Source organism: Hyphomicrobium sp. CS1GBMeth3, from assembly GCF_900117455.1.
GTDB lineage: Bacteria > Pseudomonadota > Alphaproteobacteria > Rhizobiales > Hyphomicrobiaceae > Hyphomicrobium_C.
The window spans coordinates 1,535,342-1,553,046 of sequence record NZ_FPHO01000003.1 but is presented as its reverse complement, the minus strand read 5'-3'; the positions used below and the strand labels follow the sequence as shown (position 1 = coordinate 1,553,046).

At 65.8% G+C, this 17,705-nt stretch carries 13 protein-coding genes; 8 read left to right on the top strand and 5 right to left on the bottom strand.

The features are described from left to right. Positions 1-3 precede the first annotated feature (3 nt). The 4 genes from CS1GBM3_RS14620 to CS1GBM3_RS14605 all read left to right on the top strand — a co-directional run bounded on the left by CS1GBM3_RS14620 (position 4) and on the right by CS1GBM3_RS14605 (position 5,307). A complete protein-coding gene (locus tag CS1GBM3_RS14620) occupies positions 4-1,377 on the top strand; it encodes an RsmB/NOP family class I SAM-dependent RNA methyltransferase (RefSeq protein ID WP_072396196.1) in 1,374 nt (457 codons plus the stop codon). Between the two features lie 90 nt (positions 1,378-1,467). Further along, a complete protein-coding gene (locus tag CS1GBM3_RS14615) occupies positions 1,468-3,180 on the top strand; it encodes a heparinase II/III family protein (RefSeq protein ID WP_072396195.1) in 1,713 nt (570 codons plus the stop codon). Between the two features lie 28 nt (positions 3,181-3,208). After that, entirely contained in the window at positions 3,209-4,792 is a 1,584-nt protein-coding gene (gene purH, locus CS1GBM3_RS14610; protein WP_072396194.1) for a bifunctional phosphoribosylaminoimidazolecarboxamide formyltransferase/IMP cyclohydrolase, read from the top strand. Then, a complete protein-coding gene (locus CS1GBM3_RS14605) occupies positions 4,792-5,307 on the top strand; it encodes a GNAT family N-acetyltransferase (RefSeq protein WP_072396193.1) in 516 nt (171 codons plus the stop codon). Before purH ends, CS1GBM3_RS14605 begins: the two co-directional genes overlap by 1 nt. A gap of 3 nt (positions 5,308-5,310) precedes the next feature. On the opposite strand, the gene CS1GBM3_RS14600 is transcribed toward CS1GBM3_RS14605, so the two are convergent. The 3 genes from CS1GBM3_RS14600 to CS1GBM3_RS14590 form a co-directional block, all read right to left on the bottom strand. Then, complete coding sequence (locus tag CS1GBM3_RS14600; RefSeq protein WP_072396191.1) at positions 5,311-6,699, bottom strand: MFS transporter; 1,389 nt, start codon at positions 6,697-6,699, stop codon at positions 5,311-5,313. A 170-nt stretch (positions 6,700-6,869) separates the two neighbouring features. Further along, entirely contained in the window at positions 6,870-7,433 is a 564-nt protein-coding gene (gene thpR, locus CS1GBM3_RS14595) for an RNA 2',3'-cyclic phosphodiesterase (protein ID WP_072396189.1), read from the bottom strand. A gap of 15 nt (positions 7,434-7,448) precedes the next feature. Further along, positions 7,449-8,147 carry an arylesterase gene (locus CS1GBM3_RS14590; RefSeq protein ID WP_072396187.1) on the bottom strand — a complete coding sequence of 233 codons (699 nt, stop codon included), beginning with the start codon at positions 8,145-8,147 and terminating at the stop codon, positions 7,449-7,451. A gap of 76 nt (positions 8,148-8,223) precedes the next feature. Between CS1GBM3_RS14590 and CS1GBM3_RS14585 the strand changes: the two genes are divergently transcribed. From CS1GBM3_RS14585 to CS1GBM3_RS14575, 3 genes are all read left to right on the top strand, one after another. Beyond that, positions 8,224-8,919 (top strand): ABC transporter ATP-binding protein, encoded by a 696-nt coding sequence (locus CS1GBM3_RS14585; RefSeq protein ID WP_072396185.1) that lies wholly within the window; start codon positions 8,224-8,226, stop codon positions 8,917-8,919. Further along, positions 8,916-11,504 (top strand): ABC transporter permease, encoded by a 2,589-nt coding sequence (locus CS1GBM3_RS14580; RefSeq protein WP_072396183.1) that lies wholly within the window; start codon positions 8,916-8,918, stop codon positions 11,502-11,504. The genes CS1GBM3_RS14585 and CS1GBM3_RS14580 overlap by 4 nt, the downstream gene beginning before the upstream one ends. A 216-nt stretch (positions 11,505-11,720) precedes the next feature. Next, positions 11,721-12,494, top strand: coding sequence for a Bax inhibitor-1/YccA family protein (locus CS1GBM3_RS14575; protein WP_072396181.1), 774 nt, complete (start codon positions 11,721-11,723; stop codon positions 12,492-12,494). A 92-nt stretch (positions 12,495-12,586) separates the two neighbouring features. On the opposite strand, the gene CS1GBM3_RS20170 is transcribed toward CS1GBM3_RS14575, so the two are convergent. Then, positions 12,587-12,916, bottom strand: coding sequence for a DUF2794 domain-containing protein (locus CS1GBM3_RS20170; protein WP_072397530.1), 330 nt, complete (start codon positions 12,914-12,916; stop codon positions 12,587-12,589). Positions 12,917-13,516: 600 nt separating this feature from the next. On the opposite strand from CS1GBM3_RS20170, the gene CS1GBM3_RS14565 reads away from it, so the two are divergent. After that, positions 13,517-15,589 (top strand): M3 family metallopeptidase, encoded by a 2,073-nt coding sequence (locus tag CS1GBM3_RS14565; RefSeq protein ID WP_072396179.1) that lies wholly within the window; start codon positions 13,517-13,519, stop codon positions 15,587-15,589. Positions 15,590-15,651: 62 nt separating this feature from the next. Here the strand turns inward: CS1GBM3_RS14565 and acs are convergent, their stop codons facing one another. Next, positions 15,652-17,604, bottom strand: a complete 1,953-nt coding sequence (gene acs, locus CS1GBM3_RS14560; protein ID WP_072396177.1) for an acetate--CoA ligase — start codon at positions 17,602-17,604, stop codon at positions 15,652-15,654. Positions 17,605-17,705 lie beyond the last annotated feature (101 nt).

Here is a 17,705-nt window from a genome sequence, read left to right as displayed (position 1 = left end):
CTCATGCCGCCTCCGCGCCGCCCAAAGCGCCCAGCGCCACCTTCCAAACCTTCGGGCTATGCCGCCCGGGCGGCCGCGGTGGCGTGCCTCGTCTCGATCCTCGAGCGGGGGCGCCCGCTCGACGACGCCTTCGATGCGGCCATCGGCAAGGTGGGACCGCTCGAGTCCCGCGACAGGGCGTTCGCGCGCCTCCTCGTGATGACCGTGCTGCGGCGGAGGGGCGAGCTCGAGTCTGTCGTCTCCTCGTTCCTTACGAAGACGCCGCCCGACAGCGGCAGCCTGGTGCCGATCCTGCTGTCGGCTTCGGCGCAGCTCCTGATCCTCGAGACGCCTCCGCACGCCGCCATCAGCCTTGCCGTCGATCTCAGCCGTGCCGACCCGAAGGCGCGCCGCTTCGACCGGCTGACCAATGCCGTGCTGCGGCGCGTCTCGACCGAGGGCAAGGAGCTTCTGACGGGGCTCGACCCCGTCGCCTGCAACGTTCCGGATTGGCTGCTGGCGCGCTGGCGCGAAGCCTATGGCGACGAGACCGCGCGCGAGATCGCCGCCGCGTCGCTCACCGAGGCGCCGCTCGATCTTTCCGCCAAGGCCGAGGCCGGCGCGTGGGCCGAACGGCTCGGAGGTCACTTGCTCGCAACGGGCACGATCCGGCTCAGCCGCGCGGATGCGGGCCGCGTCGAGGCGTTGCCGGGCTATGGAGACGGCGCGTGGTGGGTGCAGGACGCCGGCGCGGCGCTGCCGGTGCGCCTGCTCGAGCCGGCCGCGGGACAGGAGATCGCCGATCTTTGCGCGGCGCCGGGCGGCAAGACCGCCGAGCTGGCCGCGGCCGGCGCGATTGTCACGGCGGTTGACCAGTCGCCGGCCCGACTCAGCCGGCTCAAGGAGAACCTGGCGCGGCTCAAGCTTGAAGCGGATGTGGTCGAAGCGGACCTGCGCGCCTGGGAGCCGGAGCGGCTTTTCGACGGCGTGCTGCTCGATGCTCCCTGCAGCGCCACCGGCACCATCCGCCGCCACCCTGACATCCTGCACTTGAGGCGCAAGGACGACACCTCGCAGCGCGTCGCTCTGCAGGAGGGCCTGCTCGACAAAGCCGCGCAGCTCGTCCGCCCGGGTGGACGGCTCGTCTACTGTGTCTGCTCGCTCGAGCCCGAGGAAGGCGAGCGCCAGATCGCGAAATTCCTTAGCGCGAACCCCGACTTCGTCCGTTTGCCGATCGCGCCGGGAGAAGCCGGGATCGACGCGGCCTGGATCACGCCCGAGGGCGACCTCAGGACGCTGCCTTTCCATCTGCCGCATGCAGAGCCCGAGCTGTCGGGAATGGATGGGTTTTATGCCGCACGCCTCGCGCGGCAGGGGGCCGACTATGCACACTCATAAGTCCATGGGGTCGATTGAGGACGGCCCTCGGCATGCTACCATTCCCGTTCTAAAGACGGCCGGATAGCACCTCACTCGGCCCGGAGAAGCATGGCGCGCCTCAAGATCTCGGAACGCATTCGCATTACGCATCTCGCTGCAGACCGTCTGCGGCGCGAGGCGATTTCGTCCGTGCTCTACTCCCCGCCGTTCCGCTGGCAATTCGGTGCGTCCTCGGCCGAGCAGCTTCTCATCGTGCCGCAGGATCTGAGGACCGCCGATCCGAGCTTCTGGGATGAGGTCGAAGTCGGCCACTTCGGATTGGCCGGGGCGGTGGCGCTTGCGGACGATGTCTCGCCGTTCGACATCGTACCGCCAAGCCAGGGCTGGGAGCGGGCACTGCACGGCTTCGCCTGGCTTCGACATCTGGACGCGGTGGACCGCCCCGAGGCGCGCGAGATGGCGCAGCTTCTCGCGTCGGAGTGGGCCATGCGCCATCGCGGGGGCGGGGGCATTGCGTGGGAGCCGCATGTCACGGGGCGGCGGCTGATCTCCTGGATTTCGCATTCGAGCCTTCTGCTCGAGGATGCGGACCCCGACACCTACGAGATCATCACGGAAAGCATCGGCATCCAGCTCGTGCGGCTGGCTGCGGGCTGGCGCTCGAGCCCGAGCGGCTATCCAAGGCTCGTCTCTCTGCTGGCGCTCCTGCTTTCGCAGCTCTGCATCTCGGGACACGAGGGGCAGGTGCCGGAGACGGAGAAGCTGTTCGTCGGCGAGCTCGAGCGGCAGATCCTGCCGGACGGCGGACACATCGGGCGCAATCCCGGCATCCTGGTCGAGTTGATCCTTGATCTTCTGCCGCTTGGCCAATGCTTCGCCGCGCGCAGCCGCACCACGCCGCCACAGTTTGCGCGCGCTCTCAAAGCCATGCTCGGGATGTTGAAGTACATGCGCATGGGCGACGGCATGCTGGCGCGCTTCAACGGCATGGGCGTCGCCTCGCCCGCCGGGCTTGCAACCGTTCTCGTCTATGACGACAACCCTGGCGTGATCCCCGTCAGTGCGCCCGCTTCCAAGTACGTGCGGCTTGAGCGCGGTACCTCGATCCTGATCCTCGACGCAGGCCAGCCGCCGCCACTCGAGTCTGCGGCGGAAGCGCACGCGGGCTGCCTCTCGTTCGAGCTCAGCGTCGGCACGTCTCTTATGCTCGTCAACGGTGGCGCGCCCTCGTCCGCCAATGCGGAATGGCGGGCCGCGTCGCGCGCTACCGCCAGCCACAACACGCTCTGCCTCGGTGAGAAGTCGTCATCGAAGCTGATCCGGCACAGATCGCTCGAAGAGCTGGTCGGCGGGCCGCCGATCCGCTTCCCGGACGAGGTCTCTCACAGGCTCGAGGCGCACGACGGCTCCCTCGAGGTCACGGCGCAGCATGACGGCTACGTGCGCCGCTTCGGCCTGGTGCATCGCCGGACGCTGGCGCTGTCGCCGACCGGGGGCCGGCTGCTCGGGATCGACCGACTGGCCGGCAGCAGCGGGACGTTGCGGCTCCGCCAGGACATCCCGTTCTCGATCCATTTCCACCTGCACCCGGCCGTGCGCTGCCGCCGGGGAGACAACCCCAGCATCGCCATCATCGAACTCGCAAATGGGGAGACCTGGTGGTTAAGCCTCGAGGGCGCGCGGCTCGCCATTGAGGAAAGTACCTATTTTGCCGATTCCGCAGGGCCGCGGCGTTCGCTACAGATCGTGGCGCGCGGCGCGACATTCGGCGAGACCGAAGTCCGCTGGGTCCTTGAGGGCCAGGACGGCCATCAGACATAAGACAAAAGCGTTCAAGGGAAGACGCCCCATGAAAGACCCCAATCCGAGAATCCGGCGCGCGCTAATCTCGCTCTCGGACAAGACCGGCCTCGATGACCTCGCTCACGCGCTTGCCGAGTGGAACGTGACGCTGATCTCGACGGGCGGCACGGCTGCGAAGCTCAAGGGCGCCGGGTTTGCCGTCCAGGACGTGGCGGACGTCACGGGCTTTCCCGAGATGCTCGACGGGCGCGTGAAGACGCTGCACCCGGCAATCCACGGCGGCCTGCTCGCCGTGCGTGGCAACGCCGAGCATATCGCAGCAGCCGAGGAGCACGGCATCGCCGCCATCGACCTGCTTGTGGTCAACCTCTATCCATTCGAGGAGACGCTCGCGAAGGGTGCCTCGTTCGACGATTGCGTCGAGAACATCGACATCGGCGGGCCGGCCATGATCCGCGCCGCGGCCAAGAACCACGCCTCGGTGACGGTGATCGTCGACAGGGCTGACTACGACGCCTTGCTCGCCGAGATGCGCGCCAACAGCGGCAAGACGACACCCGCGTTCCGCAAGCGCATGGCGGCGAAAGCCTATGCACGGACGGCGGCATACGATGGCGCGATCAGCAATTGGCTCGGTGCTGTCGCGAATAGCGAGGACGGCTCGGCGACTGGCTTCCCGCCAACGTTCTCGTTGCAATACCGCAAGGCGATCGACATGCGCTACGGCGAGAACCCGCATCAGAAGGGCGCGTTCTATGTGGCGCGCGATGCCGAGCCCGGCACCGTTGCGGGCGCGCGCCAGCTCCTCGGCAAGGAGCTGTCCTACAACAACATCGGCGACAGCGACGCGGCGCTCGAGTGCGTAAAATCGTTCTCCGACAAGGCGGCATGCGTCATCGTCAAGCACGCCAACCCGTGCGGCGTGGCGGAAGCCGATACGATCAGCGACGCCTACGACCTCGCCTATCGCACGGATCCAGAGTCTGCCTTTGGTGGCATCATCGCCTTCAACCGTGAACTGGACGGCGCCACGGCGGCCAAGATCGTGGAGCGGCAGTTCGTCGAGGTCATTCTGGCGCCGTCGGTGACGGACGACGCCAAGGACGCAATTGCGACCAAGAAGAACGTGCGCCTGCTCGTCACCGGCGCCTGGCCGCTGGCGGCGACGCCGCGTCTCGACGCGCGCACTGTGGCGGGCGGCCTTCTCGTGCAGGATGCGGACCTCGCGCTCTACGAGGGCCTGCAAGTGGTCAGCAAGCGGCAGCCGACGCCGGCGGAGATGGCGGATCTGTTGTTCGCCTGGAAGGTGGCGAAGTTCGTCAAGTCGAACGCCATCGTCTACGCGAAGGACGGCGCGACGATCGGCATCGGCGCCGGGCAAATGAGCCGGGTCAATTCCTCGCGCATCGCTGCGATCAAGGCCGAGATGGCCGGGCTCGACATCAAGGGCTCGGCGGTTGCCTCGGATGCGTTTTTCCCGTTCGCGGACGGACTGCTTTCGGCGGCGGAAGCCGGGGCCAGGGCGGTCATCCAGCCGGGCGGATCGCTGCGCGACGAGGAGGTGATCCGCGCCGCGGACGAAGCCGGTCTCGCGATGGTGCTGACCGGCATGCGCCACTTCCGGCACTGATGGCCGAGGCCCCGCGCATCACGCTGCGGCCGGCGACGCGCGCCGATTTCACCCTCATCCGCCGCTGGCTTGCACGACCAGATATTCAGGACTGGTGGGGACCAGTCACGGCGACGGAAGCGGAGGTCAATCTGGCACTCGGGGCCGAGCACGCGATCTGCCGTCTCATTGAGGCCGACGGCGAGCCTGTTGGATACGCCCACGCGGTCGACGCGACGCTGTGGGGTGACAACCTTCCCGACGAGCTTGAGCCCGGCACGTGGGACCTCGATCTCTTCGTTGCGACGGAGAAGCATCGCGGCAAGGGAGTCGGACAGGTGGCGCTGCGGCTCTTGCGCGACGAGGTGTTCGCGACGACGCTTGCGGTCGCCGTTTGCGTCTTTCCATCGGTCAGGAACGAACGGGCCGTGCGCGCCTACGAGAAGGCCGGCTTTCGGTGGCAGAGCGTGTGGCATGACCCACAGAGTGGACCGGCATGGTTCATGGTCGCCAGACGCGGCGATGCCGAGAAATGACGGCTAACCGCGCGAACGTGTGCGGACGCCAAGCATCAGGACCAAGCCAGCGATCAGGAATACGGCGATCGAGGCCATGCCGATGCGCTGGCTGCTCGATACCTGCGTGACGATGGCAACGAGCAACGGCGCCAGGAACGCGGTCACTTTGCCGGAGAAGGCGAACAGACCGAAGTACTGCGTCATCTTCTCGGGCGGCGCGAGGCGCGCGAGAAGCGCGCGACTCGCCGCCTGCACCGGCGCGGCGACGAGACCGACGATGGTCGCGAAGAGGAGGAACACGCGCTCGCCCGCGGACGAGAATGGCGCGGAGCCGGCCTCCTTCGGCGTAACCTCGCTCACGAACAGCACGTGCTCGCGATCGACCGACAGGATTCCGAAAGCGCCGACGAGCAGCAGCAACAGCGAGACGATGATGACCGTTTTCGAGCCGACGCGGTCATCCAGCACGCCGCCGATCAGCGCGCCGAACACGCCGGTCAACGTCAGCACGATGCCGAACAGCCCTAGCTCCATCGCGCCCCAGCCGAATACCGCCGCGCCGTAGATGCCGCCGAAGGCGAAGATGGCGGCCAGTCCGTCCGCATAGAGCATGCGTGCCACGAGAAACAGCAGCATATCGCGATCAGACGGCAACCCGCGGATCGTCTCCCACAGCTCGGTCAGCGGCGGACGCGCCGAGGCAAGGCGCACCTCGGGCCGCCTGTCGGGAACGAACAGGAAGAACGGGATCATGAACAGCGCGTACCAAAGCGCTGCGAATGGACCGACGAGGCGGTCACCCTCGCGCGCAGCGGAGTCGAGCGCCAGCACCGGCTCGATACCGAGCAACGTGCGACCCGTGTTAGGGTCCGCCACCACTAAACCTGCCATGACGGCGAGGCTCAGGAGTCCGCCGGCATAGCCGACCGCCCAGCCCGTGCCAGACAAGCGTCCGAGCTGGCTCGCGGGGACGAGGCTCGGCATGATTGCGTTGGTGAAAACGGTCGTGAACTCGGCCATCGCCGTCGCGATGACGAAGGCGATAAGGACGAGGGCGATCGTCGTCGTGTCGGCGCCGGGCACCGCGAACCACAGCAAGGCGAGAGCGCCGACAAGCAGGAGCGAGAACAGCGCCATCCAGGGCTTGCGCCGTCCCCGGCCATCCGCGACGGCGCCGAGGAATGGGCTGCCGAGCGCGATGAGCACGCCAGCCGCCGCTGCTGCGTAGCCCCACAGCGCTTGGCCATCGGCCGGTGTCGGCGCGACGGCGTTGGCGAAGTACGGCGCGAACAGAAACGTCAGGACGAGCGTGTAATAGGGCTGCGCGGCCCAGTCGAAGAGCACCCAGGAGACGAGGGCGCGCAGCGGGGCCGGCTTCTGCACCCCCGTTTCAGCTGCGGTATCCTGCACGGCGTGTCCCCCATCCCGGGCTTGTGGTTCGTGTTCTATAGCCCAGTCGGCTGGCCTGCGCGCGCAATTCCCGTCCTCCTGGTGGGGCGGGATCCGGGACCGATTTCCCGAATGCTTCGAAACTCGTGCAGGGCCCTCACCGCACAGCCAATGGCGAAGAGCCCAAAATGTCAGCCAGTCCAGTTGCCGGCGTAGTCGCCGCCGCGGAGCTGGAACGTGTCCTCCACGACATACGGGCCGCCGCCGACTTTCGGGCGTGAGGAGAGCAGCGCGAAGCTCTCGACCTGAAACGGCGGGCTGGTGAAAGCACCGAGCGCTCCCAGCGCCCGCGCGACCGCCTCGGGACGAGTGCCCTTCAAACGCGCCAGCGTCACATGCGGGCGAAACGAGTGCTTCTCGGGCTTGAGGCCGGCGTTACGGGCGGCGCGATCGTTGGCGCGCGCGAGCGCGTCGAGCCAAGGGTTGTCCGCTACCCCCGCCCACAACGAGCGCGGCTGCTGGCCGCCGAAGGCCCCGAAGCCCGCGAGACGCAGCTCGAAGGCGGGCTCGTCAATGGAGGCGAGTGCCGCATGGAACGCATCCGCCGTCGGATTGTCGATGTCGCCCGCGAAGCGCAGCGTGATGTGCATGTTCTCGGGCTCGATCCAGCGCGCGCCCGCGAGCGGCATCGCAAAGTCGGCAAGCCTTTCAGCCAGCGACGGCGGCAGCGGAATGCCGGTGAAGAGGCGCGGCATGGCAATTGATCCCAATCAGGATTTCGAGGCGTCGGTGCGCCGCTCGCGCACGCGGCCGATCAGCTCCTCGACCTTGTGCAGGATGCCCTCGACGATGACGCCGACGCCGGGGCCGGTCGGGTGCAGGCCGTCCTGCATGTTGAGCTTGGCATCCATGGCAACACCTTCAAGGAAGAACGGATAGAGCAGGGCGCCGTGCTTCTCGGCGAGGTCGCTGAAGATGCTCTCGTAGCGCACCTCGTAATCCTTGCCGTAGTTCTTCGGCGCCCTCATGCCGGCGATCAGCACGTCGATGTTTCGTCCACGGATCTTAGTGAGGATCGTGTCGAGGTTGGCGCGCGTCACGTCGGGATCGATGCCGCGCAAGGCGTCGTTGGCGCCAAGCTCAACGATTACAGCCTCGGTTCCCTCGGGGATGGCCCAATCGAAGCGCTCGAGGCCGGCTGCCGTCGTGTCGCCCGAAACGCCAGCATTTGCGATCTCGACCGCGTGGCCCTTCGCCTTCAACGCTTTGGCAAGTTGCTCAGGAAAGGCTTCGCTCGGGGCAAGCATGTAGCCCGCGGTCAGACTGTCGCCGAAGGCGACGATGCGCACGGGCGCTGCCTCATCAGCAGCCATCGCGCCGCCAACACTGGCCGCGAGCCAGAGGTTGACGAGTGCCATCCATCTCACCATGTGACGGAGGAAGGTCGAAGCACCCTGCTTTGCCTTCATTTTTTTGCCTCACCGCGCTTCGACACTGTTGCACCCGCCCGTTCGCGATTTTGCGCCCCATACGGAGCCTTTCCTCGTGCCCCAGCCGATCATCCAACTGACCGACGTCCGGCTCAACCTCGAAAGCCGCGCCGGCCTGGTCGAGATCCTCAAAGGTATCAGCCTCGATGTGGCGCGCGGACAGTCGCTTGCCATCGTCGGGCCATCAGGCTCAGGAAAGACGTCCTTGCTCATGGTCCTTGCCGGGTTGGAACGAGCCACTAGCGGGGATGTGCACGTTGCCGGGCGCGATTTCAATGCTCTCGACGAAGACCGCATGGCGCTGACCCGCGGGGAAGACATCGGTATCGTCTTCCAATCGTTCCATCTGATCCCGACCATGACGGCGCTCGAGAACGTGGCGTTGCCGCTGGAATTCGCGGGGCATGCGAATGCACGCGAGCGGGCGCGGACGTTGCTTTCGGACGTCGGGCTCGGCGTGCGCATCGATCATTTTCCGGCTCAGCTTTCAGGCGGCGAGCAGCAGCGCGTGGCGCTGGCGCGGGCGCTCGCCCCGCAACCGAAGCTCCTGCTCGCGGACGAGCCCACCGGTAATCTCGACGGCAACACCGGTCGGCAAGTCGTCGATCTCCTGTTCGGCCTCAAGCGCAAGAGCGGCGCCACGTTGGTCATGGTGACGCACGATGAACGCCTAGCTCAGCAATGCGAGCGCACGATCCGCATGGCCGACGGCAAGATCATAGCTGACGAATACCCCGTGGTGGCTGCATGACGACCGCGACGACCGACATTGACATCGCGGGCTCGCGTACGCGATCGGGCCTGGCGGTTTCGCGCCTTCTCGGAATCGCGCTCAAAGAGCTGCGCGCCGGTCTGCACGGCTTCTACATTTTCATGGCGTGCGTCGCGCTCGGCGTCGCCGTCATCGCGACGGTCAGCTCGCTTTCTGATGCACTTACCGCCGGTTTCGAGCGGCAGGGTGAGATCATCCTCGGCGGCGATGCCACATTCTCGCGCATGCATACCCGCGCCACGGATGCGGAGCGCAAATGGATCGAAGCGCACGGCCGCGTCAGCGAGCAGGCGACGCTCAGGACGATGGCGCGCCGGCTCGACGGCGAAGAGCAGGCACTTGTCGAAATCAAGGCGGTGGACGGCGCCTATCCGCTCGCGGGAGCCGTCGATGTCAAGGGCGCGCCATTCGCCGAAGCGATGGCCGCACCCGACGGAGCCGTTGCCGATCCCGTGCTCCTGAGCCAGCTCGGCCTCAAGATCGGCGACAAGATGCGGATCGGCGAGACCGAGGCCACGGTGATGGCAACGCTCGTCTCCGAGCCTGACGCGGTTGCCGATCGTCTGACCTACGGGCCGCGCGTGTTCGTCTCGCACGCGACGCTTGAGAAATCCGAGCTGGTGCAGCCGGGCACGCTCGCGCGCTGGCGCTACGCGGTAAAGCTCGACCCGGATTCCGCCGGACGGGCAATCGATCTCGCGCAGTTCCGCAGCGTCGCGAAAGCGGAGCTTTCGGAATCGGGCTTCGTCATGGCCGACCGGCGCGACCCCTCACCCCAGGTGACCCGCACGCTCGATCGCCTGCGCCAGTTCCTGACCTTCCTCGGCCTTGCTTCGCTGCTTGTGGGCGGCGTCGGCATTGCGAATGCGGTTGCGACGTTCATCGACCGGCGGCGCAACGTCATTGCCACGATGAAGACCGTCGGCGCCACCAGCCGCGTCGTTCTTTCGATATTCCTGATTCAGGTGCTGGTCATTGCGCTGATCGGCGTTGTGATCGGGCTCGCGGTCGGCCTTGCGGCGCCATATTTCCTGATCTCAGCCTACGGAGACCAGCTGCCGATCAAGGCGGATCTCACGTATTCCGCGGGGAGCATTCTGGCGAGCGTTACCTATGGATTACTGGTGGCGCTTTTGTTCACGCTGTGGCCGCTGGGGCGCGCCGAGCTGATCAAGCCTAGCGTGCTGTTTCGCGACGAGGTGGCGCCGGAACGTATCTGGCCACGGCGCGGCGTCATCGTGGCGACAGCGCTCATCGCGGTGACGCTGCTCGGTTTCGTCCTTGCGATGGCGGAATCGCTGCGCATCGCGGTCTATTTCTGTGGCGCGCTGGTTCTCGTATTTCTGGTCTTCACCGGGCTCGGCACGCTGGTCACGAATTTTGCCCGGAGGGTGCCGCGGCCCAGGTGGCCGGAGCTGTCGCTCGCGATCGGCAACCTCGGTGCGCCCGGCGGACTCACGCGCTCGGTCGTCATCTCGCTCGGCGCCGGGCTTTCTCTTCTGGTTGCAGTGGCGCTCGCCGATGCGTCGCTCGTCAACGAATTGACGAGCCGCCTGCCGCAGAAGGCCCCAAGCCACTTCCTGCTCGATGTGCCGAGGCCGGAGGCGCAAAATCTCATCCGCGTCGTGGAGCAGGCGGCGCCCGGCGCGCACGTCGTCGAGGCGCCCATGTTGCGCGGGCGGCTCGTCACGCTCAAGGGCCGCAAGGTGGAAGAGATCAAGCCGCCGGCTGAGGCGCAGTGGGTGCTCAACGGCGACCGTGGCATTACCTATGCGGATACGCTGCCGGAGGGATCGACGCTGGTCGAGGGCGATTGGTGGCCCGCGGACTATGCCGGCGAGCCGCTCGTCTCCTTCGAGCGCGATCTTGCAGGCCACCTCGGTGTCGGAATCGGCGACGAGGTAACCGTCAATGTGCTGGGGCGCAATCTCACGGCGCGCATCGCCAACTTGCGCGAGGTGAAGTGGGAAAGCCTGAGGCTCAACTTCGTCATGGTGTTCTCGTCGAACGCGCTGCGGGCCGCGCCACACAATCTGCTGGCAACCGTCAGCCTGCCGGACGGTGTTGCCACGGAGACCGAAGCCGGGCTCGGCCGGGCGATCGGCAAGGCTTTCCCGTCGGTCACCGTCATCCGGGTCAAAGACGCGCTCAATGCCGTTACGGCCATTTTCGAGAAGGTGATGGTGGCGATCCGGGTTGCCGGGGCTGTGACCCTGATCGCGGGCGCGCTCGTGCTCGCCGGTGCGCTGGCCACGGCTCAGCGCCGGCGCATTCTCGAAGCGGTCGTGCTCAAGGTGCTGGGGGCCACGCGCCGGCGCGTGCTGACGTCCCACGTGCTCGAATACCTGCTGCTCGCGCTCATCGCGGGGGCGTTCGCATCCGGACTCGGGGCTCTTGCTGCCTGGATCGCCGTCGAACAGGTGATGCGGATCCCGTTCACCTTCAGCGTCGAAGCGGTGACCCGGGCGTTGGCGCTGGCGATCGGGCTCGTGCTGCTATTCGGCTCGCTCGGAACCTGGGCCGTGCTCCGAGCGAGACCCGCCGCCATACTCAGGTCGGGCTAGTTGTTCGCACGCTTCTTCTTTTCACTCGGTAAATTACCCTAAGTATTTCGCTGGACCCTAAGGGACAATCCACATTAACATTCTGACCGAATTGACCTATATAAGCCGCTAAGTGCCCGGTGATCAGGACGTGCCTTGAAAAGGACTGCACCTGATCCAACATGCCCTGGGCAAATTCGGTTTGCGCTAGAAGTCTTTAAGGGGACTCAGAACACTATGGCACAGTTTGACAGCAGATATTCGCAATCGACGACCGTCGGCCGCGCCGATGTCGACGAAGGTCTGCGCGCGTACATGCTGGGCGTTTACAATTACATGGCGGCCGGCGTCGCCCTGACCGGCATCGTCGCCTACCTGATCTATTCAATGGCCGTTACCACTGACCCGGCGTCCGCCGCCGCCACGTTGCCGAACGGCCAAGCGCTGACCGCATTCGGCGTCGCGCTCTACACGAGCCCGCTCCGCTGGCTGCTCTTCCTGGCTCCGATCGCGTTCGTGTTTTTCTTCGCCTTCCGTGCCAGCTCGATGAGCCCGGCGGCCGCCCAGACCTCGTTCTGGATCTACGCCGCGCTGGTCGGTGCGTCGCTGTCGTCGCTGCTGCTCGTCTACACCGGCAGCTCGATCGCCAACGTGTTCTTCATCACGGCGGCCACCTTCGCGGCCCTCAGCGTCTGGGGCTACACGACGAAGCGTGACATCTCGGGCTGGGGCTCGTTCCTGTTCATGGGCCTGATCGGCGTCATCATCGCCGCGGTCGTGAACATCTTCATGCAGTCGAGCGCTATGCAGTTTGCGATCTCGGTCATCGGCGTGCTCGTGTTCGCCGGCCTCACGGCCTACGACACGCAGCGCATCAAGGACGTCTACTACGAGGTCGCCGGCAATGCCGAGGCGGCCGCCAAGGCTTCTATCCTCGGCGCCCTGTCGCTCTACCAGGACTTCGTGGGCCTGTTCGTCAACCTGCTGACGCTGCTCGGCGACCGCGAGTAAGACGGATACCCGTCCAAGAGAAACGAAGGGCCTCGCTCACCGCGAGGCCCTTTTCGTTTGGGCGCCGTGAGTGTCCTCAGCCGGCCTTGGCCCTAGTGGCTGAGCTTCACGCTCTCGCAGGCGGCGAGCACGCGCGCCAACTCGTGGCCGCGCTTCAGGATGACGCCGCTGCGCAGCACAACGCTGTACTCGCCTTGCCTGCGGGCCAGCCGCGGGCATTTTTCGACGCGGAACAGCGGATACTCCGACGCGCGCTGGAAGATGGCGAATACGGCTTTCTCCCGCCCCATCTGGAGGGCGTAGTCGCGCCACTCGCCGGCTGCCACCTTGCGCGCGTAGACCGCAAGGATAGCGTCGAGCTCAGCGCGGTCGAACGTGACGACCGGATGGGTGATGCTGCGGGATTGAGCCGAGGAGGCCAGGCTAAGCTGCGTGCGAGGCCGTGGCGAAGCGCCCGTGTCGGGCGGGCGGAAACGTATGGGGTCGGATTCGCTCAAGGGCGCCTCCCTGCTGCTATCGTTTATGATCGCGCCGGCCTCGTATTTTTTCAAGCGGTCGCGGTTCAAAGATTTCACAGCACCGCCACAATACCTCCCTCGCCGGGCCCCATTGGCCCGTATGATGGTTTTCATTAGCGATTGGCCCGGTCCATCCCCAGCCTTCGGATAAGCCCCAAGCCCCCATCCGAGGCCATCTCCCTGGACCGGGCCCATTCTTTTCCATCCTTCGACGACAACTCCAGCGGCACAGAAAATCCTTCGTGCCGCCGGAATGACGTCGCTTGGCTGCCGCGTGTCCGCCCCGATGCAGCATCAGACTCGTATCTGTTGACCTCCGCTCGGCTGCCTTGGCTGACCGGGTCCCCCAAGCCCCCAGTCCGGTCAGGGCTTGGTTGTCGGGCGGGGCCACGCTTCCCATTGTTGCTCTCGTCTCGGGCAAGGGGTCGGTGCGAACCGGCCCTTTGTCTTTCGCATGGGGTTCCGCTATCGATTGCCTCTCCCTGAGATTAAGCGAGGCGCGTGATGGCGAACAAGAGCGGCGCAAAGACAGCGGCAACCAAGACCCGGCAGAACCCGTTGCTCGCGCCTTGGCGGACGCCGTTCAAGGTGCCCCCGTTCCATTTGATCAAACCGCAGCATTTCAAGCCTGCGTTCGCCCAGGCCTTAGCCGTGCACCGGCGCGAGATCGCGGAGATCGCCTCACGCACGGCGAAGCCGACCTTCGCCAACACGATCATCGCCTTGGAGAAGAGCGGCACGCTGCTGAGCAAAGTGGCGGACGTCTTCTTCAACCTCGCGAGCGCCGACACTAATGAAGCTTTGCAGGCGGTCGAGCGCGACATGGCGCCGAAGCTCGCGAAGCACCAGAGCGCGCTTCTGCTCAATCGGCGCCTGTTCCTGCGCATTGCCGATCATTACGGGCGCCGCGAGGAGCTCGACCTCGATGCCGAAGCTCTGCGGCTCCTCGAACGCACCTACAAGAGCTTCGTGCGCGCCGGCGCAAAGCTCGATGCCAAGGCGCGCAAGCGCATTGCCGAAATCAATACGGAGCTGGCGACGCTCGGCACCCAGTTCACGCAGAATGTTCTCGCCGACGAACAGGCTTGGCATTTGATCCTCGACGGCGAGCGCGATCTCGCCGGCTTGCCCGACACTGTCCGTGCCGCGGCCGCGCAGGCTGCCATCGAACTCGGAAAACCCGGCAGGCATGCGATTACGCTCGCGCGGTCGAGCGTCGAGCCGTTCCTGCAATTTTCCTCGCGGCGCGATCTGCGCGAGGAGGCCTTCAAGGCCTGGATCAAGCGCGGCGAGCTCGGCGGCGCCACCGACAACCGCAAGATCACCGTGCGCATCATGGAACTGCGCGCGGAGCTTGCGCGCCTGCTCGGTTTCGACACCTTCGCGGCTTATGCGCTCGACGACACCATGGCGCGCACGTCCGCCGAAGTGCGCAAGCTTCTCGACAAAGTATGGCCCGCGGCGCTCAGGAGTGCGCGCGCCGAGCGCGATGCGTTGCAGGCGCGCGCGCGGGCGGGCGGCGACAACGCCAAGATCGCAGCGTGGGACTGGCGCTATTACGCCGAGAAAGAACGCAAGGCACGCTACGATCTCGACGAGGCGGAGGTGCGCTCGTATCTCAAGCTCGAGAACGTTCTTGAAGCCGCCTTCAACACGGCTGGACGCCTATTCGGGCTGGTGTTCGATGAGCGTGACGACGTTCCCGTCTATCATCCGGACGTGCGCGCGTGGGAGGTGAAGACGAAAGCCGGCGAGCACGTCGGGCTTTTCTACGGCGACTACTATGCGCGCCCATCCAAGCGCTCCGGCGCCTGGATGTCGTCCTACCGTACGCAGCAGAAGCTCGCCGGCAATGTACGCCCCATCGTCGTCAACGTCATGAGCGTGGCGCGCGGCGCGCCCGGCACGCCGACGCTGCTCTCGTTTGACGATGCGCGGACGCTGTTCCACGAGCTGGGCCACGGGTTGCACGGCCTCTTGTCCGACGTGACCTATCCGTCGCTCGCCATGACCAACGTGCTGCAGGACTTCGTAGAGCTGCCGTCGCAGCTCTACGAGCACTGGCTGTCGCGGCCGGAAGTTCTGAAGCGCTTTGCGTTGCATGCGGAGACGGGAAAATCGATGCCGCAGCGGCTGCTCGACCAGCTCGAGGCGGCGCGCACCTTCAACCAGGGCTTCGCGACAGTGGAGTACACGGCGTCGACGCTGCTCGACCTCGAGCTGCATTCGCTCTCCGATACGGCCGGGCTCGATGTCGATGCGTTCGAGAGCGAGGTGCTGGCACGCATCGGCATGCCGGCGGAGATCGTGCCGCGCCACCGCATCCCGCATTTCCAGCACATCATCGGCGGCTATGCGGCCGGCTACTACAGCTATCTCTGGTCCGAGGTCATGGACGCGGATGCATTCGCGGCTTTCGTCGAGACGGGCAACGTGTTCGACAAGCGCACGGCGACCAAGCTCAAGACGCACATCTACGCCGCCGGAAACAAGCAGGATGCGCTGGATGCATACGTGGCGTTCCGCGGCCGGCCGCCCGAGGTCGAAGGCCTCCTGCGCAAGCGCGGCCTTACTTAACGCGCAAAAAAGCCCTCACTCGCTCGGCGAGCGAGGGCGCTGCGCTTTATGTGACGATCGTCTTAGCTTGCCGCCTTGCGGTTCTGCCGGTTCGAGATCAGGTCGTCGACGACGGTCGGATCAGCCAGCGTGGACGTGTCGCCGAGGCTGCCGAACTCGTCCTCGGCAATCTTGCGCAGGATGCGGCGCATGATCTTGCCCGAACGCGTCTTCGGAAGTCCCGGCGCGAACTGCACTACGTCCGGCGAGGCGATGGGGCCGATCTCACGGCGCACGTGCAGCACCAGCTCCTTGCGCAGCTCTTCCGACGGCTGCTCACCGGAGATCAGCGTCACGTAGCAATAGATGCCCTGGCCCTTGAGATCGTGCGGGTAGCCGACGACGGCGGCTTCCGCGACCTTCGGGTGCGCAACGAGCGCGCTCTCGACCTCGGCGGTGCCCATGCGGTGGCCGGAGACGTTGATCACGTCGTCGACGCGGCCCGTGATCCAGTAATACCCGTCCTCGTCGCGCCGGCATCCGTCACCCGTGAAGTAGGTGCCTGGATACGTACTGAAGTAGGTCTGCACAAAGCGGTCGTGGTCGCCGTAAAGCGTGCGTGCCTGGCCCGGCCAGCTGTCGAGCAGCACGAGGTTGCCTTGCGCAGCACCTTCGAGGACCGTGCCCTTGTCATCGACGAGGGCGGGCTGCACGCCGAAGAACGGCAGCGTCGCGGAGCCGGGCTTCTGCGCGATGGCGCCAGGCAACGGCGTGATGAGAATACCGCCGGTCTCGGTCTGCCACCAAGTGTCGACGATCGGGCAGCGCTCCTCGCCGACGACGTGGTAGTACCATTCCCACGCCTCGGGATTGATCGGCTCGCCGACGCTTCCCAGCAGACGCAGCGACGAGCGATCGGTGCGCTTCACGAGGTCGTCGCCGGCTCCCATGAGCGAGCGGATCGCGGTCGGTGCCGTGTAGAACGTGTTCACCTTCCACTTGTCGACGACGCTCCAGAAACGCGAGGCTGTGGGATAGGTGGGCACGCCCTCGAACATCAGCGTGGTGCCGCCGTTGGCGAGCGGACCATAGACGATGTAGCTGTGGCCAGTGACCCAGCCGACGTCGGCCGTGCACCAGTAGATATCACCGTCGTGATAGTCGAACACGTACTGGTGCGTCATCGCCGCGTAGACGAGGTAGCCGCCCGTCGTGTGTACAACGCCCTTCGGCTTGCCCGTCGAGCCCGACGTATAGAGGATAAAGAGCGGATCCTCGGCATTCACCTCTTCCGGCGGACAGTCGGCCGAGACCTTCTCCATCTCCTCGTGCAGCCACAGGTCTCGGCCACCGGTCCATGAAATGGGATTGCCGGTGCGGCGCACGACGAGAACCTTCTCATCGCCCTCGGCGCAGCGCTTCAGAGCTTCGTCGGTGTTCTTCTTAAGCGGCACAGTCTTGCCGCCACGCAGGCCTTCGTCGGCGGTGATGATGAACTTCGAACCCGCGTCCTCGACGCGGCCGGCGAGGCTATCGGGCGAGAAGCCGGCGAACACCACAGAATGAATGGCGCCGATGCGGGCCGCAGCCAGCATGGCGTAGGCGGCCTCCGGGATCATCGGCAGATAGATCGTGACGCGGTCGCCTTTCTTCACGCCGTGCGCCTTCAGCACGTTGGCAAAGCGCGACACGCGCTCGTGCAGCTGGCGATAGGTGATGGCGGCATCCTCGGTCGGGTCGTCACCTTCCCAGATGATGGCCACCTGGTCGGCGCGCGTCGCGAGATGGCGATCGACGCAGTTGGCGGCAACGTTCAGCGTGCCGTCCTCGAACCATTTGATCGAAACGTCATCCGGGCCGAACGTCGTGCTCTTGACCTTGGTGTACGGCTTGATCCAGTCGACCCGCCGGCCGTTCTCAGCCCAGAAACCCTCGGGATCGGTGACCGAGCGCTCATACAGAGCCTTGTATTTAGCGTTGTCGAGCCATGCGCGGCTCGCCCACGCGGGCGGGACGGGATAAATCTTATCCGACATCGATAGTCCTCCCGGAGATCGTTTATTGTTCTGGCTACATTATGGGACCAATAGCCAGCTAGCCACAACTTGCCCCTTGGTCGAATTGATCCGGATCAGGC

Excerpts from the sequence above, each read along its gene's own strand:
- CS1GBM3_RS14620 (WP_072396196.1), top strand. The coding sequence starts at position 4 with ATGCCGCCTCCGCGCCGCCCAAAGCGCCCAGCGCCACCTTCCAAACCT.
- CS1GBM3_RS14615 (WP_072396195.1), top strand. The coding sequence starts at position 1,468 with ATGGCGCGCCTCAAGATCTCGGAACGCATTCGCATTACGCATCTCGCT.
- purH (WP_072396194.1), top strand. The coding sequence starts at position 3,209 with ATGAAAGACCCCAATCCGAGAATCCGGCGCGCGCTAATCTCGCTCTCG.
- CS1GBM3_RS14605 (WP_072396193.1), top strand. The coding sequence starts at position 4,792 with ATGGCCGAGGCCCCGCGCATCACGCTGCGGCCGGCGACGCGCGCCGAT.
- thpR (WP_072396189.1), bottom strand. The coding sequence starts at position 7,433 with ATGCCGCGCCTCTTCACCGGCATTCCGCTGCCGCCGTCGCTGGCTGAA.
- CS1GBM3_RS14590 (WP_072396187.1), bottom strand. The coding sequence starts at position 8,147 with ATGAAGGCAAAGCAGGGTGCTTCGACCTTCCTCCGTCACATGGTGAGA.
- CS1GBM3_RS14580 (WP_072396183.1), top strand. The coding sequence starts at position 8,916 with ATGACGACCGCGACGACCGACATTGACATCGCGGGCTCGCGTACGCGA.
- CS1GBM3_RS14575 (WP_072396181.1), top strand. The coding sequence starts at position 11,721 with ATGGCACAGTTTGACAGCAGATATTCGCAATCGACGACCGTCGGCCGC.
- CS1GBM3_RS14565 (WP_072396179.1), top strand. The coding sequence starts at position 13,517 with ATGGCGAACAAGAGCGGCGCAAAGACAGCGGCAACCAAGACCCGGCAG.
- acs (WP_072396177.1), bottom strand. The coding sequence starts at position 17,604 with ATGTCGGATAAGATTTATCCCGTCCCGCCCGCGTGGGCGAGCCGCGCA.